Genomic DNA, 24379 nt, shown 5'->3' with positions numbered 1-24379 from the left:
GTGTTTTATTTTTTTACAACTGCTATAGAAGCGCTATATCCTCCTTTAGAAACAGTACCGTCAGTAATTATTTTTCCATCACCTTTAACAAGTAATATACCTGCAACATAAGGTGATGCCATCGAAGTACCTGATTTCTTTGCAAATTCTGTTCCTCCTATACCACAAGACCAGATTCCTGTTCCCGGAGCCCATGCATGTACATTATCTCCATAATTTGAACCAGATGCAGCTGCATCAGAAGAAGTCATATTACCAACTACCCAGGCATTTGTTATATATTCTCTTTGTGGAGAATAGTATTGTACATCATCATTACTGTTACCTGCAGCCATAGCACCAAATGTTACCTTGGCTAAGCTTTTAAAAGCAGTTTCATAAGCTACACTAATTGTTCTGTTAGTAAAACCAATACTGTAGTTCCATACATCACCATATTTAGCATTTTTAGCAACATAATTTATTCCGGCGATGATTTGTGCTTGTGTTCCTGATCCACTATCAGTTAATACTTTTACAGCAACAATTTTTGCTCCAGGAGCAACTCCAACTAGACCGTCTCCGTTATGCATTGCACCTATTATTCCTGCAACATGCGTACCATGTCCGTTTCTGTCTCCCCAGTTGTTATCTACAAAAGTAGTACTACGAGTATAGTCAATATTAAGATCTGGATGTGCATATACACCACTATCCAAAATCCAGGCTGTTTTATCGGTAGAATACGTGTATCCACCTACTCTTGCAACTCCCCAGTCTACATAATCACCACCAGCTTCAAAATATCCAGAAGTTGTTGCCTTGTTAGAGTTTGCTGGTGGCATATCTCCTTGTTCTACAGTAACATTTAATTTATGAATGTAATTAGGTTCTACTGCTTCGATATCAGGATCATTTCTTAATAATTGAGCTTCTTTTTCTGTAATATCATTTATACTAAATCCTTGGATTGCAGTTTCATAAACGAATTTCATTTTATTAGAAGCAATTTTGTACTGGGATAAAATACTAGATGATTTTTGGCTTACTTGCTGTTTATTACTTTTTAGTTTACCATCTTCTTTAAAAAGAACAATATAACTGTTAGGAACTGCTTGATCAGGACCTAATTCCACGGATGAGGTATCTACAGGTACTTCTTCAGAAAATTCTTCTGTAGAGCAAGAATTGAAAAAAAATACGGTTCCAACTAGTATTGGAATCATTTTAAAACGAATTGATTTTTGAATTGTTTTCATACTATTAAGTTTATGTTAAGCTTCAAAAATTCATTAAATAATTCATAAATATTAAGGGTTATGTATATTTTTTGTTAAATATCGAACAGAATTCTATATGTTTATTTGTTATGATATGTAATCCGAATTTAATTAGTTATTGGTTTACGTATTTATATAAATTTTTACTACTATATATAAAAAGTAAAAGCACATGAAGGTTAGTTCATGTGCTTTTACTTTTTAAAATTCTTTTGGTTACAATTAGTCTTGTGCTAATTGTTTTATTTTTATTTTAAATGCGGCAAAAATTAAGGTAACAAAAGGACTTAACCAATTAAACATGGCATAGACTGCATAATCAGCTACAGGTACTCCAAGTACACCACTTTGGTATGCTCCACAAGTATTCCAGGGTATTAAAACAGAAGTAACTGTCCCTGAATCTTCAAGAGTACGACTAAGATTTTCTGGAGCTAATCCTTTATCCTTAAAAGCTTTTGCATACATTCTACCAGGTACAACAATTGCCAGATATTGATCAGATGCCGTAACGTTTAAAGTTAAACAACTAATAACTGTACTAGCAAAAAGCCCAAAAACAGAGTCAAATAAACTTAATAGAGCTTTACTAATTCTGGCTAAAGCTCCTATTGCATCCATAACACCTCCAAAAACCATTGCACATACAATAAGCCAGATAGTACCCAGCATACCAGACATACCACCTGAAGAAAATAAATCATTAAGTTGTGCGTTTGTGGTTTCTACAGCAGTATCTACTGTCATTGCTTTCATAACACCAATGTATGCAGAATTAAAAGTTAATTCTGTACTTTCTGCAATTTTTATAACAACTTCTGGCTGTGCTATGATAGCAGCAATACCACCAAGAAGTGTTCCTGCTAATAGTGCAATTAATGGAGGTGTCTTTTTTATAATAAGTCCAATTACTAAAATAGGAACAATGAAAAGCCAAGGAGAAATATTAAAAGCAGTATTAATCGCATTTAATTGCTCGCTTATTTGGGGAGCTCCAGTTGTATCTATAGTAAATCCTATAATTATAAAGAAGAGTAAAGTAACAGTAATGGTAGGAACTGTAGTGTATGTCATATATTTTATATGAGAAAACAATTCTCCACCTGCCATTGCCGGAGCAAGATTTGTAGTATCAGATAGCGGAGACATTTTATCTCCAAAATAAGCACCCGAAATAACAGCTCCAGCTGTCATTCCTAAAGAAATACCCAAAGTATCTCCAATCCCTATAAGTGCAATACCGACTGTTGCAGAAGTAGTCCATGAACTACCAGTTGCAATGGATATAATTGCACAAATAACTACACAAGCAGCTAAAAAAATAGTTGGGTTAAGAATTTGTAAACCATAATAAATCATTGTTGGAATGATACCGCTAATTAACCAAGTTCCGGCAAGAGACCCTACCATTAATAAGATTAATAAAGCTCCTGTTGTAGATTTTACATTTCTGGCAACTTCTTCCATCATTTGTTTATACGAAACCTTATTAAAGAAACCTACTATAGCAGCTACTGCAGCACCTAATAATAAAATAAATTGATTACTTCCACTTAATGCATCATCACCAAAAGCATATGTCACATTATAAAACAACATTCCAACCAAGACTATTACAGGTAATAATGCTTCCCAGATGTTTAATTCTTTATTTTCAATAATATTTTCGTTTTGAGGTTTTTTTGGTGTGATATTTTGACTTTTCATATATGATTGAATGCATAATTTTATAAATGTAATGTTACGATATTAATAAAAGTTATGCAAAATCTTGATTGAGTTTAATTGATTTCTTTGTAATTTAAAGAAAGATAAGTAGTCTTGAAAAATATTGTTTTATTAGTTGTTTTTCTTTTTGACGTTTTTTTATGTTTTTTGTCGAATATTTTATTTTGTTATATATGTATTTTAATATGAAATTTAATAGAGCTTTTATATTTGTTGCAGTAAAGAAAAAGTAAGAGAAAAATTGGAATTTTTATTTAATTATTTTGCGACTTTTTTTGTCCCAATAAAAAATTATTTTAACCTAATAAGCCTCATATCTATGAGGCTTTTTTATTTATAGCTTTTTTATTTTTTAAAATCTAACCTTCATCTGATTTATTTGTTTTTTGTCGATGATATTAGAATATTTGATATACTGTACTGTAAGATTATAATGATATATCCATACTTTTGAAGTGTACAAAAAAATATAGACAAATATTGATTACCCATTGAACTAAAATTAACATTTTTACCCCTATTTAATTTCAAACCCTAAGCCTCATACCCCAAGAGGCTTTTTTGTTAAAATAATAATATTGAATTTTTATGTAGAAATTAGTCAGAGACTAATAAGGTAAAGAATAAATTATCTAAAGGATTAGAACTATTTTTTAAAGATTTTTTAGTGTGAATATTGATTTTTTTGTATGTAGTATAACTATAACCCTCATCATTTTAGTGCCTTATAAATATATAATTTATGGTAACTGTCTATTTACGGTGTAGTAAAGAGAGAGGTTAACTTTTCATGATGTAGAATGGTTATTTAAAATAATTGATTAATTGTTGCATTGCTTTACCTCGGTGGCCAATTTTATTTTTTTCGGCGAGAGGTAATTCTGCAAATGTTTTTGTGTACTCATTTGGTAGGAATATAGGATCGTATCCAAATCCATCTTTTCCCTTTTTATTTTTGGTAATACTACCAGAACAAATACCAGTAAAGGTATTTAATTCATCGTTTATAACTAAAGCTATTACAGTTTTAAATCTAGCTTTTCGATTACTTTCAGTTTCTAATTTCTTTAAAAGCTTGTCCATATTAGCATTAGCATCTTTTGTTTCTCCTGCATATCTTGCAGAATAAACTCCTGGTTCTCCATCTAATATTTCGACTTCCAGACCCGTATCATCTGCAAAACAATCGTAGCCATAGTTTTCTTTTATATATTTTGCTTTTTGTATAGCATTACCCTCTATCGTAGGAGAAGTTTCAGGAATATCTTCGTTACATCCAATTTCTTGAAGACTTACTATTTGAATATTAGAAGCTAACATAGCTTGAACTTCCTTTATTTTATTAGGATTATTGGTAGCAAATACTAATTTCATTTGTTTTTGATTTAAAACACATTAAGCTTTAGCATCATAATCTAATATCCATTTTCCTTGTACTTTAAGAACTTGCTCAATAACATCTCTTACCGATCCTTTTCCACCTTTTTTAAAGGATATATACTTAGAAATCTCTCTAACTTCTGCAACAGCATCTTGTGGACAAGTAGGTAATCCTACCATTTTCATAACTGGTAGATCAGGTATATCATCTCCCATATATAAAACATTTTCTAGCTTAATAGAATTTGTATCCAGATATTCTTTTAGTTGATCTACTTTTTGATGTGCACCTAGATAGATGTTTTTTATACCTAATCCTTTTAATCTTTGGCGAACCCCTTCGTTTTTACCTCCAGAAATGATACATACATTATATCCTTGCTCTACCGCAGCCTTAAGTGCATATCCGTCTTTAATGTTCATCGTTCTTAGCAATTCACCATCGGTATTAATAATAACAGTACCGTCTGTAAGTACACCATCTACATCAAAGATAAAAGTAGTAATGTGTTGTAAGTATTCTTTATAACTCTTTTCCATATTTAGATTGTATAGCCTTTGTTAAAGTTGTATATATGTTTTGTTGTGTAGTATTTGTTAATATTTCCAGATGTCTTTCTATTGTATTCACATCTTTTCGTATTGCAGGTCCAGTTTGTGCGTTACTAGGATCCATTTTAATTGCTTTTTGAGCTGTTTCTTGTATTAAGGGATGTAGAATTTCAAACGGAACTCTATGTTCGTTACAGATATCACTTCCTATGGAAAATAAATAATTGGTAAAATTATTTACAAAAACTGCAGAAACATGTAGTATACTGCGTTGTTCTGAAGAAATTGTATAAACTTTATTAGAAAGAGAACTAGCTAGTTTACGTAATATTTCTAAATCTATTTGGTTTTCTGCCTCGATACAAATAGGAATAGTAGTAAAATTTACAATTTTATCTTTACTAAATGTTTGTAGGGGATAAAAGACTCCTTTTTTGTTTTTATTGTTAATTATACCCATGGGAGAACTACCAGAGGTATGAACTACTAATTTATTTTTAAATGGAAATATGCTAGAAACTTTTTCGATAGCATCATCACTAACAGCCAAAACATAAATATCTGCATCTTTTAATAAACGAATATCTTTTATAATAGTTTCTTTTTTTTGATCTGGATGTAGTTGTAGATTTTTACGGTTGTAACATTGTATAATCTCTATATGCTTTTGATGAAAAAAAGCACTATATAAATGTTTAGCTACATTTCCTGCACCAAGAATTACAACTCTAATCATTTAGCAAAAATAAGGAAGTTCCTATAAAAAAATAGAATAATGTATTTCTTCATTTCTTTTTTTGTTTAAAAAGATTTTAGAAGTTCAAAATATTAGTTGGGAGAGGATGAAAAATTAATTATTCATTATTTAAAAAATTATAAACTTAAAAGAGGATATAGAAAAACTAATAATTTATGGGATTTACTTCAAAAGAAGATAAAAACAGATAATACTTTAAATACAAACTTCTGTTAAAACATTAAAATCAGAAGAGATCATGACAGATTATCTTTCTAAAAACAGTAAATTTGCCGAGCAAAAAAAGAAGGTTACTATGCAAGATAAGCTAGCGAGTATTTTGTTCTCTACACGGTTAATGTCAGTTTTATTTATTGTTTTTGCATTCTCTATGGGGGTGGGCACATTTTTAGAAGATGCACATGGCACCACAGCGGCAAGAATTTGGGTTTACAATACATGGTGGTTTGAGGCTATTATGGTATTTTTTGGTATTAATTTCTGTGGAAACATAATGAGATACAAATTATATACGAAAGAAAAATGGCCTACTCTACTAATACATTTATCTTTTATTTTAATAATTATAGGGGCTTTTGTTACTCGTTATATTAGTTATGAAGGGGTTATGCCAATTAGAGAAGGAGAAACTACAGCTAATTTTCTTTCAGAAAAAACCTATTTAACGATTTTTTTAGATGGAGAAATTGATGGACAGCCTCGTCGTCGTATAATATCTGAGCATTTAGAATTAGCAGAGGCTACTAATAATAGCTTTACAATTGATACCGATTATAATAAACAACCTGTAACTATAGAATATAAAAACTATATCCAAGGAGCGGAAATAGGGTTAGTAGAAACAGAAGATGGAGAAAATTATCTTAAAATAGTCGAAGCAGGAGATGGAGATAGACATGATCATTTTCTTAAAGAAGGAGAGGTTTCTAATATACATAATGTACTAATAGCCTTTAATAAACCTACAAAAGGAGCAATAAATATTACTCATGAAAAGGATGAATATTTTATAGAGTCCCCTTTTGAAGGATCTTTTTTAAGAATGGCAGATCAATTTCAAGGATTGGTCTTTAAAGATAGTTTACAACCTTTAATGCTTCGATCTTTGTATCAAACTGCTGGGATGCAATTTGTAATTCCAGATCCTATGGTTAAAGGAAAATATGATGTTACTCCTATAAAAGTTAAAGGAAAAGGACAGCAAGATGCTTTAATTTTTAATGTTTCAAGTAATGGAGAAACCAAAGAGGTTAAGTTATTAGGAGGAAAAGGATATTATAATGATATGACTAAAATCTCATTAGGAGGTTTAGAGATGTATTTTAATTATGGTTCTAAACAAATGGAATTACCTTTTGCACTAAAATTAAATGATTTTATTGCAGAAAAATTTCCGGGTACTGAAAATGTATATAAATCATATAAAAGTAAAGTAGACATTGTAGAAAATAACACATCAAAACCATATGATATTTATATGAATCATGTTTTAGATCATAAGGGGTATCGGTTTTTTCAGGCTTCTTTTGATCCTGATGAAAAAGGCACGGTTTTGTCTGTAAATCATGATCGATGGGGTACTTGGATTACATATGCAGGATATATGTTATTATATCTGGGATTAATGCTTATTCTTTTTGCTAAAGGATCTCGTTTTAAAGACTTAGAAATTATGTTAAGTAAAATAAAGAAAAAGAAGAAAGCATTAACAATGATATTGGTATTGTTAATTTCTGGTTTTTCTTTTGCACAAAATCAATCAGAGCATACTAATCACGTCTCAACATTGCCAAGTAAAGCAAAACTCGATTCGGTTATTTTGGCTAATGTGGTACCTAAAGAGCATGCGGCTAATTTTGGTAGTATTGTGATCCAAGATGAAAGAGGAAGAATGAAACCTGTTAATACTTTTTCTTCCGAATTGTTACGTAAACTTAGTAAAAAAGATACTTATGAAGGTTTAGATGCAGATCAGGTATTTGTTTCTATGGTTGAAAATCCATTTATATGGTATAGTGTTCCTTTAATTGAGATTCAACGTGAAAATGATAGTATTCGTAAAATATTAGGAGTCCCAAAAACAGAAAGAAGAGTATCTTTGATTGATTTGGTAGAACCTGATGGATCTTATAAACTAGCACCTTATTTGGAAAAAGCCAGCAGTACAAATACACCAAGTACTTTTGAAAAAGATTTTCTTAAAACACATGAAAAATTTTATCTTCTTAATCAGGCTTTAGGAGGGGGGATTTTAAGGGTTTTTCCGATACCAGGAGATGAAGGTAATAAATGGGTTTCTATGCCAGAGCTAAATGAATTTAAGTTTAGTGGTATGGATTCAGTGTATACTCGACAGATTATACCTATTTACCGTCAATCCCTACATGAGGCTAGAAAATCTGGAGATTATAGTAAGCCTAACCAATATGTAGAAAGTATAAAAAGTTTTCAAAAAAAGTTTGGAAGCGAAGTGTTGCCTTCAGACAAAAAAATACAAGCAGAGATAGCATTAAACAAATATGATATATTTAGAACATTATATAAATATTATGGTATAGTAGGTTTATTGATGATGATTTTTGTAATTATTAGAATATTTAAAGATTCTAAAATTATAAAAGGTCTTATAAACAGTGCTATTGGGATAATCATTTTGTTATTTATACTGCACACTGTTGGATTGATTGTTCGTTGGTATGTTTCTGGACATGCACCATGGAGTGATGCTTATGAGTCTATGATTTATGTGGCATGGATGACTTTGGCAATAGGATTAGCTTTTGGTAAAAGAAGTAACTTAACTATTGCAGCAACTACTTTTGTTGCGGCAATTATCTTGTTTTTTGCACATGAAAATTGGACAGATCCTGCGATATCAAATTTACAACCAGTATTAGATTCTTATTGGGTACTCATACATGTATCTGTTATTGTAGGGAGTTATGGGCCATTTTTTGTAGGTGCTATATTGGGAATTTTATCCTTATTATTAATGATCTTAACAACAGAGTCTAATAAGAAACGTATGGATCTTAATATTAAAGAAATAACTATTATTAATGAAATGGCTCTTACTATAGGATTAGTAATGCTTACTATAGGTAATTTTTTAGGAGGTATGTGGGCTAATGAAAGTTGGGGACGTTATTGGGGGTGGGATCCTAAAGAAACTTGGGCATTAATAAGTATTATGGTATATGCATTTGTAATCCATATGCGATTAGTTCCTGGATTACGTGGCAGATGGTTTTTTAATTTAATGTCTATTTTCGCGGTTCTTTCTATTATGATGACTTATTTTGGAGTAAACTTTTATTTAAAAGGATTACATTCTTATGCTAGTGGTGATAGAGCTGTTACTCCTGTAGGAGCATACTATTTTATATTATTTTGGGTGATTTTGGGAGCTTTATCCTATTGGAGATATAAAGTACATTATCAAAAAAAATAGAAAAGTAATTTCTAATAAATAAAAAGATACTAGAAATAAATATAACATATCTCATTACCTATATATATTATTTTATATATGTATTGTAAAATTAGAACTAGGTGCGGATGGTTTAAAAGAGAAATTATCCTAGGTTACAGTTTAAGGTAAATAATTTGTTAAAAGATAAAGATTAGGACAGGACAGATTATTCTGATCGAATAGTTTTTAAATACATAAATTATTAATAATAAGTTTAAGTCTTTATGTATTTTGAAATTATTTCAAAAAACTCTTTTTGTACATATGGCTTATTGATAAAATCATTCATACCAGCTTTAATTGCTCTTTCTTTATTATCATGGAGAGATGATGCAGTAAGAGCTATAATGGGTATATTCTTATTAAACTCTCTAATTATCTTTGTTGCTTCATAGCCATTTATAGGAGGCATATGAATATCCATTAAGATTAATTCGAATTTTTTTTCTTTAATTTTTTCAATTGCTTTTATAGGGTTTTCAAAAATAGTAACTTGTATACCGCTATTTTCTAGTATTTTTTTTGTTAGAATTAGGTTAATTTTATTGTCATCAATGACCATTACTTTTATATCGGTAAGCAAACCTTTTTTAGATATTTTTTCTAAATCGTTTTCACTTTTCTTAACAGGAAAATATTCTTTAAAGCTAATAGTAAAATAAAATTCAGAACCATTATTTATTTGGCTATTTACTTTAATATTTGATCCCAAAATTTTCAATAATTTCTTGGAAATTTGTAATCCTAAACCAGAGCCCTCATATTTATTATCAAAATCTAATGACTCTTGTATGAGATCATCAAAAAGGATCTTTTGTTTATCGATGTTTATTCCTATTCCATCATCTTTTACACTAAAAAAATATTTATCATCACTATTTATTTCCTTTTTAACAGTTATCCATATGTTACCATTATAGGTAAATTTCATTGCATTGCTTAAAAGATTATTAAGTACTTGCGATAGTTTTATAACATCGCCATATAAAATTTCGGGTATACTATTATCAAAATCAATATGAAGTTTGTTATTAGACTTATTTGCATAATATTCAAAGGCGCTCAGAGTATTGTTAATTATTTCTTTTAAGTTGAAGGACTGAGAGTTTATTTTTAGTTCTTTTTTTTCAATCTTATTATTTTGAAGAATATTATTAATAAGAGAAATTAAATGATTGCCAGCAAATTTTAAGGATTCTAAATATCCTTTTTGATTTTTATCAGGATTATTATTAATTAGCAACTCTGTAATGCCAGTAATTGTATATAAAGGAGTTCTTAATTCATGACTTATCATCGAAAAAAAGTTAGATTTTATGTTAGATAAAAATTCTACTTTTTCTTTAGCGATAAGAAGCTCTTTGTTTTTTTCTTTTAAATTATTATTAAGAGATTTTTCTTTTTGTTTACCCTTATGTAAAAAGAAAATAGTAAACAAAAAACTAATTAATAAAAAGGTAATAAAGTAAATTATCATTCTAGAAGTTTTTATTTTTCCTTCTCTTATTTCCTTTTCTTTATTAGCTATTTGTATTTGTTTATCCTTGATTTCTAAATCATATTTAAGCTGAAGAGTTTCCTCTTTATTTTTATTTAATTCTTTATGATAAGTAGTTTCGTACTCTACATATTTCTTGTACCATGAAATAGCTTCTGTTAAATTATTTTGCTTTTCATATAATTTAACATAGGTTAAACACATAGTTTTTAGATTATTAATATTGCCTTGACTAATTTTGTAGGCTTTATCTAGATATTTTTTTGCATTAATGTAATCTCCTAATTCTATTTTTGTAACTGCAAAATAAAAAGGAAAAGATATGCTCATTTTGTGATCAGGATCTAAGTACAAAATTGAAGTTTCAAAATAGGTATGTGCTTTTTCGTATTTTTTTCTACTATAATTAAGTATACCTAGGTTAATTAGTGCAACCCATTGACCTTTTTTATATTTTATTTTTTTAGAACTCTCAAAACTAATATTCAAATAATACTCTACATTGTCGTATTTTTTTAATTCTTTATAAGATAATGCTAGTAAACAATATAAATCTGCTAATTCTTTTTTATAATTGGTTTCTTTTATTTTTTCTATTAAGCTTTCAATAGTAGAAATGCCTTTTTCAGGATTTCCCATTCTGGAATATATTTCTGCTAATTTTCTTTGAGATTTAATGGTTAATTCTTGGTCTCCCAAAATTTTTGATAATTCTAAAGCATTATTTGTATAGTCGATAGACTCTTTAAACCTACCTAATCCATTAAAAACATTAACAGAATCTAATAATTTATAAAGGCTGTCTTTTAGTAGTGAATCATTTTTTTGACCTAATACACTCGAACAATTATATAATATAATTATTAAAATAAATATTCTCTTTTTCATCTCTTTTAGGGGTGTATAGTAGGTAATTTAAGAAAAAAAATATGAAAAATGAGTAGTTAGAAATGGAATAAGTATAAAATCACCTCTGTAAAAGAGTAAATTATCATCTCTTATGTTTAATTTTTCAAGAACTTTATATAACTTTAGTATTAATAAAATAATTTTGATGTACTGTCATAACTCTTTTTTTTGAACTTTATTTTGTTTTTGAGATTTTTAATTGTAGATAATTTAATCCACATTGTGGCGTTTAATTCTAAAGGAGGCTTGCCTCGAAAACAAAATATATTTTTGGAAGCATACCTCGTGATCTTGCTCTGAGGTTATTGATTATGAGTTATTTTAATTACGGATATTTGTATTTAAAAATGTATAACTATATTTTATATCAAAGCATTTACAAAGTTTTGATATGTGTATAAGATCCCAAAGTATAGCAAACAGATACTAGCTTTATATTATCAAATTTAAAAATATATGTGACTTTATATATAAAGATGTGTCTAAAATAAGTATAACAACAAAATTATTTTTACATGAAAAGAATTCTTTTAATTTTAACGGTTTTATTAGTTACAAGTTTTACTAACATAATTAATAATGATATTATAGAAGTAAAAGTTACTTATAGCGGACAATCAGATAAAGCATATTATTTTACAGACAAAGAAACAGGAAAGATATTAGAGTTTACTTTTGTTAGTAAAAAAGCTGTTTCTAAGTACGATTTAAGTGAAAAAGAACATATTGGAGGTGTATTTACGATTACTTATGAAGTAGATCCTATAGAAGTTCAAAATAATGATATTAAAGAGGATGCAGAAGTAAAAAAATATAAACAAAGACTAATCCTTATTGATATTAATAAAATAGAAAAACCAGTAGTCAAAAATTAGATTCTTATAGTTGAAATGTTGATATAGAGGTTCTATTCGGGCCTCTGTCTAGTAGATCACCAATATTTTTATATAATCGATGATATGTAAAAAAGGTATTTTATTTTACTTAGAAATGTTCTAATATTAATAAACAATAATTATGATGATGAAGATAAGGAGAGAAATTGTTGTGGAAAAAATAAACAAATATAAGTATATTTTGATAGGACTAATAATAGCGATAACAGGGTATACTTATACTTTATTAATTAATTGGGATATAATAAATAATGTAAATATCTATTTAAGTTTTACGAAAAAATATGGATTAGATGAAGCTTTTTTTATTTGGATTTTCTGCTTTTTATTTTTTATGATTTTAAATTTAGTAGAGTCATTTAAAAGAAAAATCTATTTGCAAAAAAAGAAAGCATATCTATCTATGCTTGATGAAAGCAATCATATGATAAAAAAACTACTATATCAATTACAAATCATTCGTATGGAAGCTAAAAATAGCCCAAATTTTGATAAACAAGTACTACGAATGTTTGATACTAGTATTGAAGATGCTGTAACAATGCTAAATAAATTATCAGACATAAAAAAAATAGACAAAGATCATATTTTTAAAAAAATCAAACCAAAAGAGAGATCTAGAGATCAAAAAATAAAAATAGACCTTTTTGGGTATTAAGTGTATGAAATTTTAAATTTTTAATCTTGAATTAAATGTATTTAAGGTTTGAATATTACTACTATTATAAAAACTAATTATTTTTTAATTCTGATCAAAAAGGTTTGAATGTTATATTAGTAAACATTTATTTCTAAGTGCTTTTTTATCTCTAAAATATTTATATAGAGGTAACAGTATCAGGTTTTTAAAATTTCTACTTAGGGAAAGCAGTAACTTCAAAAGAAGACGAAGCAACTTCAATTTTTCCATTAGAGTTTTGTATGGTCGTAAGTATTTTATCAAAAAGGACAGATTTTGTGCCCCTTCTAGATTTAAAATCAACAACATATCGAAGAGTAAATGTAATCCAGTTTTGATCGAAAGACATTGTTATCATTGGTTGTACACGGGCATTTTCTATATTATATTTACCAATCATTTTATCCCAAGATATTTGAGAAGAGTTTGCAAAATCACCTACCTCATCATTTAAAATCTTTGTAAAAACTCTTTTTGCATATGCATAATCTCCATTAGTTTTTATGGGTATGTATATTTCATCCCATAAAAAAGGAAAATCTCCAGAATAATTATAAACAGGTTCTTTAAAAACAAAACTATTAGCCACTCTAACCATTTTACCGTTATAAAGATCTCCATTTACCCAATCTCCAATTTCCATAAGAGTAGTTCGTAAAATACCAATATCGATTACATCTCCTTTAATACCTCCTAGTTTTACCCGATCTCCTACGCGATAAAAATTACTAGAAAAAACAGTGACATATCCAGCTACGCTTACTATTACCTCTTGTAATGCAAAAGCAATACCTGCACCAGCAACTCCTAATGCTGTGCCAATACCAGAAAGCTTGGTATTAAAAATTAATAAAACACCAAAAACAAAAATGAGATACCCAAAAAAAGTAATAAACTTTTTAAGCTTATACTTAGAGGCATTATCATTAACCAGTTTAAAAGCACCTTTATGTAGCATTTTTATAGATATATATATAACTGTAAACAATAAAAGAACAGAAACTATATTTATAAAAATTGGAGAATCAAAAACTGCAGTAATTTTATCCATAATTATTGTTTTTTCGTAACGGTTATTTTGTAAAGATATTTTAATTATACTACATTGTGTTTTTTAGAAAAAAATAAAAGATGAAAAATACTGCTTCTTCACCAGCAGAAAAACAATTCGGTCTAGCACCAGGAACAGTTGTGTATACAGGAGATAAAACTTCTGGGGATTTATATATTGAGGTATTTGATTATAGTGAAGATTTTTTTGAAGAAAAAGAGCTAAATAGTATTGAAGAAGCATTTAAATATTCAGATTCAGAACCTATTACATGGATTAATGTTAATGGACTTAATCACACAGAGGCAATTGAAAAAATAGGAGAGCATTATGATCTGCATCCTTTAATATTAGAAGATATTGCTAATACAGACCAAAGACCAAAAATCGATGAGTATGAAAAATATCTCTTTGTAGTTTTAAAAATGCTTTATTTTGATAAAGATGAAAAATTATGCATAGAGCACATAAGTTTTGTGTTAGGTAATACTTATGTGATATCTTTTCAAGAATCAGATGGAGATGTTTTTGATTCTATCAGAAACCGTATTCGATTAGGAAAAGGAAGAGTTCGATCTATGGGATCAGATTATTTATTATATGCGTTAATGGATGCTGCTGTAGATAACTATTTTAACCTTATAGAAGCAATGGGAGATAAAATAGAAGAATTAGAAGATAATTTGTTTGAAGAAAAACCAAATGATGATATAACGTATGATATTCAAAGCCTTAAAAGAGAAGTTTTAAAGATTAGAAGAGCTGTTTTTCCTTTACGAGAAGTGGTAAATCGCATAGAAAAAAGCGAACATCACTTAATTACAGAAAAGACACAGTTTTATTTAAGAGATTTATACGACCACATTATACAGGTATCCGAAAATATCGAAATTTATCGAGAGATGACTTGGGGATTAATGGATATGTATATGACTACTATTAGTAATAAAATGAACGAAGTTATGAAGGTTCTTACTATTATGGCTTCGATTTTTATCCCATTAACTTTTCTTGCAGGTATCTACGGTATGAATTTCGAAAATATACCAGAGCTAAAATTTAAATATGGATATCATATCCTTTGGGGAATAATGATAGCAGTATTTATTGGTTTGTTGTATTATTTTAAAAGAAAAAAATGGTTGTAATTCCATTTGTAAACTATTATACATCACCAATGGTAGTTTAGAAGACCTTAACTCCCATAATTAGTTCTTTATGATATTAAAAAAAATTAAGGGTAAAACTTTTTTAAAGTTTTACCCTTGGTATTTAAGTTATACATTCTATATAATAATGCCTTACTTCACTTCTTTTAATAAAGTAATTGTTCTAATTCTATTATATTGAGAATCCCCATCATCGTCTATTTCTTCTTCTTCTAAAGTATCGAAAGTAATTTCAAACGTTTTTCCTATTAATTTTTTATCATTTAAGTTATATGCTTTTAATACTTCGGGTTTAATATTATCAAAGAAAATAACATCACTATCTCCTTCTTCATTTTTATATTTAAAACTATAGGATCCTCCCTCAGAACCATCAAATACTCCTTTTATGGTTTGCACCTCTAAAGATGTTTCTTCATTTTCTTCTTGTGCAATACCAGTGTATGATATAAATAAAAGAGTAATTATTAATACATATACATTTTTTATATTTTTCATTTTTTTTAAAAATTAAGGTGAATAAAACTTTTAATTTATTTACTATTATTTGATGTACATTATGACCCAATAATTTTATTCAGGTCACTTTTTATTTTTAAAATTTTATTTATTTTTTAGTTTAGCAGATAAAGATACTAGTATGCCTAGTAATAAACATACAGCGATAAAAGTTAGAGAGAACCATTCTGGAAACTTATAAAAATGAAGAGTAATAAGTTTAAGAGAAACAAATACTAATATTGCAAAAACACTGTATTTAAGATAATGAAACTTTTCGAGCATGTTGGCCAGAAAGAAATACATAGATCGCAATCCTAAAACAGCAAATATATTAGAGCTAAACACTAAAAAAGGGTCTGTAGTAACAGCAAGTATTGCAGGGATGCTGTCTACTGCAAAAAGTAAATCGGTTAGTTCTATCATTATAAGGGCTACCATTAAAGGAGTAACCATCTTTACTCCATTTTCGATAACCCAAAAATTTTCTCCATTAAGTGTATTACTTACTTTAAGATGTTTGTATAAAAAGTTTTTAAATTTAGAAGGTTTTGTTTGATCTTCTTCTTTTACTAACATTTTAAAAGCAGTAAACAATAAAAAAGCACCAAAAACATAGGTGATCCAGCTTAATTTATGAATTAAAATTACTCCGGCCCAAATCATTAATGCCCTAAAAAAAATAGCTCCAAGAATACCCCAAAATAAAACTTTATGTTGATATTTTATTGGGATTTTAAAGGATGAAAATATCATGGCAATAACAAATAAATTATCTACACTAAGGGATAATTCTATCAAATAGCCAGTAATGTATTTTATAACTGCTTCAGATGGTAATAATTGATTACGATTATCTATGAGTTGGTTGTTATAAATCCAATAGATAACAAAAGAAAATGCCCCAGCAATCATTACCCATAACAAAGTTTCTATTGCTACTTTTTTATGGGTAATAGGCTTTCCTTTTTTATGAAGCAGTAAAAGATCTATCATCAATAAGATAATAACCAGTATTACCAATCCTGTCCAAATCATTATGTTTATATGGTTTTGATCAATTAAAAGATAGAGAAGGCAACGATTCTACAGAGCTCTATTTTTTATTTAACTTTCTTTTTTAAATCAAAAATATCTATTCTTCTGTCCTTTAGGTTTCTAACCGCTCCAAATTGGTTTAACTCTCTTAAAAGATCTATATCTACATCCGCAATTAAAATCATTTCGGTATTTGGTGTAGCTTCCGCTTTAATCCCATTAGTAGGGAAAGAAAAATCACAAGGAGTAAACACCATAGATTGTGCAAACTGGATATCCATATTATGTACATTAGGTAGATTACCTACACTACCAGCAATAGCAACATAACATTCGTTTTCTATGGCTCTTGCTTGTGCACAATTTCGTACTCTAGAGTATCCATTTTGCGTATCTGTTAAAAATGGTATAAATAAAATATCCATTCCCTCATCGGCTAGTAAACGACTTAATTCAGGAAATTCAGAATCATAACATATTAAGATTCCTATTTTTCCGCAATCTGTATCAAAAGCTTTTAATTCGTTACCACCTTGCATTCCCCAGACTTTAGCTTCATCTGGCGTGACATGCAATTTTTCATATCTCTCTACCGTACCATCACGCTTGCATAGATACCCTACATTATATAATCGATCATTTCTAATTTCTGGCATACTACCAGAGATAATGTTGATGTTATATGAAATAGAGAACTCAGAGAATTTTTTAATTATAGCTTCGGTATGTTTTGCTAATTCTCGTATGGCATCAGGCTCTGATAAATGATTGTTTTCAGCCATTAACGGAGCATTAAAAAATTCTGGAAATAAAGCAAAATCAGATCGATATCCTGCAACAGCATCGATAAAATATTCTGCTTGCTGTAGTAGCTCGTCTAGATTTTCATAAGCTCGCATTTGCCATTGTATTAATCCTAAACGGATTATTTTCTTTTTGGTAGCAGCCTTTTTGGTTGGTTTTTCATAATATATGTTATCCCATTCTAAAAGTACAGCAAAATCATTTGATGCATCATCTCCTTCTAGATACCCCTTTAATATCTTTGCAGGATGAAAATCATTAGATATCTGAAAATTTAAAACAGGATCATTGATCTCTTTTCGTTTTACTTTTTCTATATATTCTTTTGGACTTAACGTTTCTGAGAATTTATGATATCCAGGAATTCTGCCACCAAAAGCTATACCTCTTAGGTTTAGTTTCTCACATAACTCTTTTCTATAATCATACAATCTTCGTCCTAAACGTAAACCTCTAAACTCTGGTTTAATAAAAACATCGATACCATAAAGTATATCTCCAGTATTTGTGTGTGTACTAAATGTGTAATTTCCTGTAATATCTTTATAGGTGTGGCTGTTGTCAAATTGGTCATAATCCAGAATAAGAGATAAAGCACACCCTGCTATTTGATTATTAACTTTGATAACAATTTGCCCTTCAGGAAATTTATTAATTAAAGATTCTATTTGGCTTTCTTTCCAGTATGCATTTGGCATAGTTTGGTATGCCTGTATCATAGCTTCTTTTAATTCTTGATAATCTTTTAAGTCAAGATACTTGAGTTCGATATTCTCTATATTTTGTATATCCATTATAATAATTAGGTGCTTTTTAAGCGTTTTTCTTTCTATTTTGATACTAATGCTAAAAATATAAGAATTAGGGTTAGCCCAATAAATGATATGGCTAATTTATAATCCTCTATAAATTCTTTGAACCCATAAAACATTTCATTTTTAGTTTGAAGATTTGTCTCGGAGTTGTTATTTGGAAATCGCGGAATTATATGTTTAAATCGTTTTTTCACTTCAGATATTGGAACAACATCAGAGGTATTGGTATGTGATTTTCTTTTTTTATTCTTTTTTTTCATCGTTTACAATTTTTTGTGAATCAAAAAATCATTGGTTGTTTTTAGATACTAATTTAATAGTAAATTATCTAAATTATTTAATGTTGTGCAATTAAAATTTCATTATCAAAAATAGCTTCAAAAGGGCTTACATATTTAAGATCTTTAAACCAATATGAAGAAGTAATTACTTCAAAAACCATAGATTTATCTTTTGTTTCTTCTATTTTTAACTGCCATAAAATATCTTTTGCTTCTTTAAAATCAACTTTGGTTAATTGTTCTTTAAACAATCTTTTTATCAAAGTATTATCAGGCATTCCTTTTATTAATATCTTAATTAGTAATGCTTCTGGGTTGTGCTTAAACAATTCGAGATCATTATTGTTATCAACAGTTAATCTAACCTTAAAATTTACCGCTTCTGGATGAGGAAATTTTCCGTTATATGCTTCGTATAATATCTGAGTTGCATTAAAAAAATCTTCGTGCATAGATAAATCAGCATACTCTTCCCACATTTTTTCTTCTTGCATTTCGTGAGATAAATTATCTAATTGCCCTTGGTTTAGTTTTTCTTTAAAAATATATTCCAAAACTAGTAAAGCAGCATCTTCGGGCTCATTGTCTGATAAGGATAGTAAACACAGATCTTTTAGCTCTTCTTTCAATATATTTGTTGTGTCTCCATAATCCAAAGCCTCTAAAAGCTTTGTGTAATCATTAGCTGTCCAGTTATTTGGCAGCTCATTTATTGTTTTAAAAGATATAAGGTCAACCTTAAAATGTGTTTTCATTAAATTCTAATTTATTATTAGGACACAAAAAAGTATTTAAGTCACATCCTATAAAAAAATAATTAATATTTAAAATTGTAAACAATAAACTAGTATAATAGTTTTTAATTTTACAGATAATACCTTAATACCTTTTCAAAAAAAATATGTGACTTTAAAAAAGATAAAGTGTCCTAATGATTAATTTAAAAATAGGAAATGAAAAAAACAATATCTCTTTTTGTTGTAATATGTTTATTAATGTTTGGTTACGGGTATTCCCAAACTGCATTAAGCAACAAAACAATAGAGAGTCAAGTCGAAAAATATAAAAATGATATTCGCGGGCCATATAAAAGTATTCGATGGTTTTGTGATGATGGTACGATTAGACAACCAAAAGACCCTTGCCCTGATTCTGTAGGTGGAGTTCAACATGCTACATATAAAGAAGATGTAGAGGTATTAGCAAAAAACAATCATGTTTTTCTTGGACAAATTTTATCCTATACCGATAAAAATGATTTTTGGGATGAATCAAAAAACCATTCGCGCTTAAAACAATATCAGTTAGGTAAATATTTAGCTCGTATTGATGATGGTTGGGTAAATCAAAAAGGGCAGTTTTATAGAGGGGCTATACAAATCGAAGATGAAGAAGCTTGGGGCATAAAATTTTATAAATGGTTGTTGAGTAAAGATAATGTTTTAGAAAAAAAATATTATCTAGTATTACAATCGTTAAAAGATATTCCACACAAAGGCGATGATGATGTTTCACAATTAATGCGGGTACAATCCAAAGTGATTTCTGATCAATATCCAAAATTTATGGATTTGCGAGTTAAAATACATAGCAATCCAGAGAGTACAGATATCGAAAAAACAATACAATTTAAAAAAGAAAACAGCACAAAACTTGTTGGAGATATATCTAAAAAGATCGATGAGCTGATATTGACCATGCAAAAATTTCATAAACCAATTAACCTTAAAAGCCTTAACAAAAAAATAAATTCATTATCTACAAGTGGTACCTTAACCAATACGCTTAAAATTTTTGTTAAGAACAATACAGATAACGAGATATCTGCAACGCTTACCGCAGAAAGTGCCAAGATGTTCTTTACTATTAGAAAGGAAATTGTTAGCGAAAAAAATGCCTCTCAGAGGTTGTTATTATTGGATATAGCAAATGAACTAGAAAGTTTTATTTATAAACAAGCAACATTATGGACGGCAACTACAGTTGGGGAACAATTAGATAAAATAAAAGCTCTGGCTATGGCTAGTGCAGGAAATGGTAGTATAGAGTTATGGGAATGGCAAAAAATAGAAGCATTGCTTGTATTAGAAAAACAAGATCAGTTATCTATAAGTGAATTAACAAAAAAGCTGGAAATTGCCAGAGGTGTCGTAGAATGGAGTTCTGCAATGGTAAAATCAGAATATCATGATGTAGTACAAACCTATACCAGTTTTGAGCCTAAAGCATATAGTTTTATAGATGATAGAATTCGATCATCGATAGCTTTACAATTAGGAAAATCTGTTGGAGAACTAGGAAGTTTTATTGCTAAAGAATCCTCTTTAAATAATAAAGTTTTGACTATTACTAATCAGAGTACTATACGAGGATTAAACCCAGGATATGCTTTTGGAGAACTAATAGTTCACAGTGGTTCTCCAGAAGAAGTAGAGGTAACCGGAGATAAAATTTATGTTTTTGAGCGGGCTCCTTCAGACTTAAAACCAGTTGCAGGTATTGCCACAGTGGCAGAAGGTAACCTAGTATCGCACGTACAGTTGTTGGCTCGTAATCTGGGGATTCCAAACGCGGCATTATCTAATGAAAACCTAGAAGAGTTAAAAGCTTTTCAAGGTAAAAAAGTGTTTTATGCGGTGTCTAATAAAGGAACAGTGATTATCAAAGAAGAATCTATGATGAGTGCAGATGAAAAAGCACTTTTTGCTAAAAAAGTTCGTAAAGAAGATAAAATAGAAGTACCAGTACAAGATATTCGTTTAGATCAAAAAAACATTGTAAACTTAAGAGCTGTAAATGCAAAAGACTCAGGTAAACTTTGTGGGCCAAAAGCAGCAAATTTAGGGCAATTAAAAGAAATGTTTCCGGATAATGTAGTAGAAGGTTTTGTGATTCCTTTTGGGATATTTAGAGAACACATGAACCAAACTATGCCAAATCAAAACATCTCATATTGGCAATTTTTAACAACCATGTTTATAGAAACAGATAATAAGAGAGAACAAGGTATGGCAGAAAATGAAATTGAGAAGTTTCAATTAGAGCAATTAGAAACTCTAAGAGCTGCGATTAAAATAATGCCATTAAAACCAAAATTTGTAACAGAAATAGTAAACTCATTTACCTCTGTTTTTGGTAAACCTATTGGTAGTGTTCCTGTTTTTTTACGCAGTGATACTAATATGGAAGATCTTAAAGATTTTACTGGAGCAGGGCTAAACCTCACTATTTTTAACACCTTAGAAAAAGATAAAATTATTCAAGGAATCAAAGATGTGTGGGCGTCGCCATATACAGAACGTAGTTTTAAATGGAGACAAAAATATTTACTGAATCCTGAAAATGTTTTTCCGTCTATACTAGTTATTCCTACTGTAGATGTAGATTGTTCTGGGGTACTTATTACCAAAGGTATATCCTCGGGCAACGAACAGGATTTAACCATTGCATTTAGTAGGGGAGCAGGCGGAGCTGTAGATGGTCAGGCAGCAGAATCCTATTTAATTAAAGAAAACGGGGATTATGAACTAATTTCTCCTGCACGCGAGGCATATCACAATACATTACCAGCTACAGGAGGTACAGGAAAAAAAATAGCAACTTTTGAAAAAGCTATACTTAATGCAAATAATATAGATCAAATTAAAACTTTAGCATCTGAGATACGAAAAACTCTTGCCAAAAAAACAACATCCAATTACAAAGGAGCGTATGATGTAGAGCTTGGCTTTAAAGAAAATAAGTTGTGGCTTTTTCAGATTCGTCCTTTTGTAGAAAACAAAAAAGCATTGGGATCTGAGTATCTGGAATCTATAACCCCAAAAATTAACACTAAAAAAGAAATAGCACTTTCAACACCACTATAAAAAATGAAAACTAAATTAATCGTATTAATAACTGTCGTTTTTATTTGTACAGCATTTACAATACCCAATCATTATCCTATAGATGGATATGCGTCTACTGGTATCAAAAGGCTAAAAAGATTACAACTTTCTGTTGCTGGGGATCTTCCCGATGCAGGACTCCCGCTAGGAGCTTTTAAATCTATAAACGATATTACATTACATCTGCTTTTGCGAAAACAAGATCGTACTAAAAGTATTTTGGTAGAAGATGCAGGGCTTCAGAAAAAAATAAATGCTCTGTTTCCCAGATTAGATAAAAGCTATTCGGTAACCATTCTGGATATTACTTGCGCAGACTCTTTGCGATATGCACAACAAAATGAAACCAGAGGATATCAACCAGGCAGCGTAGGTAAACTAGCTGTGGTTACCGCATTATTTGTACAACTAGAAAAAATATATCCAGATTCTTGGGACAAACGAATAGAGCTATTAAAAAACAAATCTTTAAAAGCAGGTAATTGGGCATTAACAGATGAACATACCGTTCCTGTTTTTAATATCGAAACCAATAAACTCATAAAACGACAAGTTGTAGCCAGTGATGTTTTTACGTTATACGAATGGATAGACCATATGTTATCGGTAAGCAATAATGGGGCGGCAAATGTAGTATGGAGAGAGGCTCTTTTAATGGCTGCTTTTAAAGATAAATATCCTTTATTGACACAAGAAGAAACAGACACGTATTTTAAAGAGACTCCAAAAAAAGAGTTAACAGATTTGGGTAATGATGTAGTCAATCTACCGCTTAGAGATTTAGGGATAACTGCGGATGAATGGCGCTTGGGTAGTTTTTTTACAAAAGGAGCAAACCAATATGTAGGGGATAAAGGAGGAAGCATAGGATCTCCTTTGGGAGTAATGAAATGGATGCTACAACTGGAACAAGGAAAAATAGTAGACGAAAATTCGAGCCTCGAAATTAAGAGATTAATGTACATGACCGACAGACGGATACGGTATGCACAAGCACCACAATTAAGAGAAGCTGCAGTTTATTTTAAATCTGGAAGCTTGTATAAATGTGACCGCTCTAAAGGCGAAGAGTGCGGCAAGTATAAAGGTAATGTGTCGAATTACATGAATTCTGTGGCGATTATAGAGCACCCTGATGGTACAAAATATATGGTGTGTTTAATGACAAATGTATTGCGAAAAAATTCTGCTAGCGACCACATGTACTTAGCAGGTAATATAGATAAAGCTATTAAAGAGAAGTAAAAGCCAGATACTAATTCTTTCAAAGTTAAACCCGCTTTATGCACTAGAAAATCTATTACATCTTGTAGCTGCTGCAAATACAGACACTTTGCTTCGTTTTTTAATTTAACCCAGTTTATGCGTTAGAATATACAAAAGGAGGGTTCAGATTTTTAATTTGACTAAATAATCCGTCCATCCAAGGTCTCTTTTTAGCAGGTAAAGCAATCTTCAACACCTTTTTATTAGCGTGTTTAACCTGCCAAGCTCCTAATGCAAAGCAATAGACTTTTAAGGTTTTTAATGTTGCCCGATTATGATGGTTTAGTGCAAAATGTCGGAACAAACTCATCAGATTATAAGCCATCATTATACATCTAAATGAAGCTTCAGTAGCCCAAAAATCTTGGAGACAAAAGTTATCTAGTCCAAAATCTTGTTTGAGTTCTTTAATTCTGTTTTCACAATCGGCACGGGTATTA

General features: G+C 29.6%; 19 protein-coding genes. 6 read left to right on the top strand and 13 right to left on the bottom strand.

What is annotated here, in order from left to right; translation table 11 throughout:
- Positions 1-5: 5 nt before the first annotated feature.
- The 5 genes from H527_RS23050 to H527_RS0105000 all read right to left on the bottom strand — a co-directional run bounded on the left by H527_RS23050 (position 6) and on the right by H527_RS0105000 (position 5655).
- Positions 6-1238: a S8 family serine peptidase gene (locus H527_RS23050; protein ID WP_051316636.1), complete on the bottom strand. Its 1233-nt coding sequence runs from the start codon at positions 1236-1238 to the stop codon at positions 6-8.
- Positions 1239-1481: 243 nt separating this feature from the next.
- Positions 1482-2966, bottom strand: coding sequence for a Na+/H+ antiporter NhaC (nhaC, locus tag H527_RS0105015; RefSeq protein ID WP_027411691.1), 1485 nt, complete (start codon positions 2964-2966; stop codon positions 1482-1484).
- Positions 2967-3791: 825 nt separating this feature from the next.
- Entirely contained in the window at positions 3792-4361 is a 570-nt protein-coding gene (locus H527_RS0105010) for a non-canonical purine NTP diphosphatase (protein WP_027411690.1), read from the bottom strand.
- A 21-nt stretch (positions 4362-4382) separates the two neighbouring features.
- Positions 4383-4907, bottom strand: coding sequence for a KdsC family phosphatase (locus tag H527_RS0105005; RefSeq protein WP_027411689.1), 525 nt, complete (start codon positions 4905-4907; stop codon positions 4383-4385).
- Positions 4891-5655, bottom strand: coding sequence for a Rossmann-like and DUF2520 domain-containing protein (locus H527_RS0105000; RefSeq protein WP_027411688.1), 765 nt, complete (start codon positions 5653-5655; stop codon positions 4891-4893). Before H527_RS0105000 ends, H527_RS0105005 begins: the two co-directional genes overlap by 17 nt.
- Before the next feature lie 316 nt (positions 5656-5971).
- Here H527_RS0105000 and H527_RS0104990 point away from each other — a divergent pair, with 316 nt between their 5' ends.
- Positions 5972-9127 carry a cytochrome c biogenesis protein CcsA gene (locus H527_RS0104990; protein WP_027411687.1) on the top strand — a complete coding sequence of 1052 codons (3156 nt, stop codon included), beginning with the start codon at positions 5972-5974 and terminating at the stop codon, positions 9125-9127.
- Positions 9128-9362: 235 nt separating this feature from the next.
- Here the strand turns inward: H527_RS0104990 and H527_RS23045 are convergent, their stop codons facing one another.
- Complete coding sequence (locus H527_RS23045; protein ID WP_051316635.1) at positions 9363-11534, bottom strand: tetratricopeptide repeat-containing hybrid sensor histidine kinase/response regulator; 2172 nt, start codon at positions 11532-11534, stop codon at positions 9363-9365.
- 536 nt (positions 11535-12070) lie between these two features.
- Here H527_RS23045 and H527_RS0104980 point away from each other — a divergent pair.
- Both H527_RS0104980 and H527_RS0104975 read left to right on the top strand, forming a co-directional pair.
- The gene (locus H527_RS0104980; protein ID WP_027411686.1) at positions 12071-12430 is read left to right on the top strand and encodes a hypothetical protein; all 360 of its coding nucleotides are present in this window, start codon (positions 12071-12073) and stop codon (positions 12428-12430) included.
- Between the two features lie 145 nt (positions 12431-12575).
- Positions 12576-13109: a hypothetical protein gene (locus H527_RS0104975; protein WP_155837808.1), complete on the top strand. Its 534-nt coding sequence runs from the start codon at positions 12576-12578 to the stop codon at positions 13107-13109.
- A 196-nt stretch (positions 13110-13305) separates the two neighbouring features.
- Here the strand turns inward: H527_RS0104975 and H527_RS0104970 are convergent, their stop codons facing one another.
- Positions 13306-14181 (bottom strand): mechanosensitive ion channel domain-containing protein, encoded by an 876-nt coding sequence (locus H527_RS0104970; RefSeq protein WP_027411684.1) that lies wholly within the window; start codon positions 14179-14181, stop codon positions 13306-13308.
- 80 nt (positions 14182-14261) lie between these two features.
- On the opposite strand from H527_RS0104970, the gene corA reads away from it, so the two are divergent.
- Entirely contained in the window at positions 14262-15329 is a 1068-nt protein-coding gene (corA, locus tag H527_RS0104965; RefSeq protein WP_027411683.1) for a magnesium/cobalt transporter CorA, read from the top strand.
- Positions 15330-15482: 153 nt separating this feature from the next.
- On the opposite strand, the gene H527_RS0104960 is transcribed toward corA, so the two are convergent.
- From H527_RS0104960 to H527_RS0104940, 5 genes are all read right to left on the bottom strand, one after another.
- Positions 15483-15848 (bottom strand): hypothetical protein, encoded by a 366-nt coding sequence (locus H527_RS0104960; protein WP_027411682.1) that lies wholly within the window; start codon positions 15846-15848, stop codon positions 15483-15485.
- 105 nt (positions 15849-15953) lie between these two features.
- Positions 15954-16886, bottom strand: coding sequence for a TerC/Alx family metal homeostasis membrane protein (locus H527_RS0104955; RefSeq protein WP_081414550.1), 933 nt, complete (start codon positions 16884-16886; stop codon positions 15954-15956).
- Between the two features lie 65 nt (positions 16887-16951).
- Positions 16952-18484 (bottom strand): carbon-nitrogen hydrolase family protein, encoded by a 1533-nt coding sequence (locus H527_RS0104950; protein WP_027411680.1) that lies wholly within the window; start codon positions 18482-18484, stop codon positions 16952-16954.
- 35 nt (positions 18485-18519) lie between these two features.
- Positions 18520-18765 (bottom strand): hypothetical protein, encoded by a 246-nt coding sequence (locus H527_RS0104945; protein ID WP_027411679.1) that lies wholly within the window; start codon positions 18763-18765, stop codon positions 18520-18522.
- 77 nt (positions 18766-18842) lie between these two features.
- Positions 18843-19541: a hypothetical protein gene (locus H527_RS0104940; protein ID WP_027411678.1), complete on the bottom strand. Its 699-nt coding sequence runs from the start codon at positions 19539-19541 to the stop codon at positions 18843-18845.
- Positions 19542-19739: 198 nt separating this feature from the next.
- Between H527_RS0104940 and H527_RS0104935 the strand changes: the two genes are divergently transcribed.
- The gene (locus H527_RS0104935) at positions 19740-22652 is read left to right on the top strand and encodes a PEP/pyruvate-binding domain-containing protein (protein WP_027411677.1); all 2913 of its coding nucleotides are present in this window, start codon (positions 19740-19742) and stop codon (positions 22650-22652) included.
- A gap of 3 nt (positions 22653-22655) precedes the next feature.
- Positions 22656-23918, top strand: coding sequence for a serine hydrolase (locus H527_RS0104930; protein ID WP_027411676.1), 1263 nt, complete (start codon positions 22656-22658; stop codon positions 23916-23918).
- 115 nt (positions 23919-24033) lie between these two features.
- On the opposite strand, the gene H527_RS21450 is transcribed toward H527_RS0104930, so the two are convergent.
- A partial coding sequence (locus H527_RS21450) for a transposase (RefSeq protein WP_035087453.1) occupies positions 24034-24379 on the bottom strand: 346 nt, incomplete at its 5' end.

The organism is Aquimarina muelleri DSM 19832 (assembly GCF_000430665.1).
GTDB classification, from domain to species: domain Bacteria; phylum Bacteroidota; class Bacteroidia; order Flavobacteriales; family Flavobacteriaceae; genus Aquimarina; species Aquimarina muelleri.
Note: the sequence above shows the minus strand (reverse complement) of the source record. Positions and strands in the feature narration are given on the sequence as shown.

Bases quoted from the DNA above. Each gene is read 5' to 3' on its own strand.
- H527_RS0104935 (WP_027411677.1), top strand. From the start codon at position 19,740: ATGAAAAAAACAATATCTCTTTTTGTTGTAATATGTTTATTAATGTTT.
- H527_RS0105005 (WP_027411689.1), bottom strand. From the start codon at position 4,907: ATGGAAAAGAGTTATAAAGAATACTTACAACACATTACTACTTTTATC.
- H527_RS0105000 (WP_027411688.1), bottom strand. From the start codon at position 5,655: ATGATTAGAGTTGTAATTCTTGGTGCAGGAAATGTAGCTAAACATTTA.
- nhaC (WP_027411691.1), bottom strand. From the start codon at position 2,966: ATGAAAAGTCAAAATATCACACCAAAAAAACCTCAAAACGAAAATATT.
- H527_RS0104975 (WP_155837808.1), top strand. From the start codon at position 12,576: ATGATGAAGATAAGGAGAGAAATTGTTGTGGAAAAAATAAACAAATAT.
- H527_RS0104970 (WP_027411684.1), bottom strand. From the start codon at position 14,181: ATGGATAAAATTACTGCAGTTTTTGATTCTCCAATTTTTATAAATATA.
- corA (WP_027411683.1), top strand. From the start codon at position 14,262: ATGAAAAATACTGCTTCTTCACCAGCAGAAAAACAATTCGGTCTAGCA.
- H527_RS23050 (WP_051316636.1), bottom strand. From the start codon at position 1,238: ATGAAAACAATTCAAAAATCAATTCGTTTTAAAATGATTCCAATACTA.
- H527_RS0104930 (WP_027411676.1), top strand. From the start codon at position 22,656: ATGAAAACTAAATTAATCGTATTAATAACTGTCGTTTTTATTTGTACA.
- H527_RS0104955 (WP_081414550.1), bottom strand. From the start codon at position 16,886: ATGATTTGGACAGGATTGGTAATACTGGTTATTATCTTATTGATGATA.
- H527_RS0104940 (WP_027411678.1), bottom strand. From the start codon at position 19,541: ATGAAAACACATTTTAAGGTTGACCTTATATCTTTTAAAACAATAAAT.
- H527_RS0104945 (WP_027411679.1), bottom strand. From the start codon at position 18,765: ATGAAAAAAAAGAATAAAAAAAGAAAATCACATACCAATACCTCTGAT.
- H527_RS0104990 (WP_027411687.1), top strand. From the start codon at position 5,972: ATGCAAGATAAGCTAGCGAGTATTTTGTTCTCTACACGGTTAATGTCA.
- H527_RS0105010 (WP_027411690.1), bottom strand. From the start codon at position 4,361: ATGAAATTAGTATTTGCTACCAATAATCCTAATAAAATAAAGGAAGTT.
- H527_RS0104960 (WP_027411682.1), bottom strand. From the start codon at position 15,848: ATGAAAAATATAAAAAATGTATATGTATTAATAATTACTCTTTTATTT.
- H527_RS0104950 (WP_027411680.1), bottom strand. From the start codon at position 18,484: ATGGATATACAAAATATAGAGAATATCGAACTCAAGTATCTTGACTTA.
- H527_RS0104980 (WP_027411686.1), top strand. From the start codon at position 12,071: ATGAAAAGAATTCTTTTAATTTTAACGGTTTTATTAGTTACAAGTTTT.
- H527_RS23045 (WP_051316635.1), bottom strand. From the start codon at position 11,534: ATGAAAAAGAGAATATTTATTTTAATAATTATATTATATAATTGTTCG.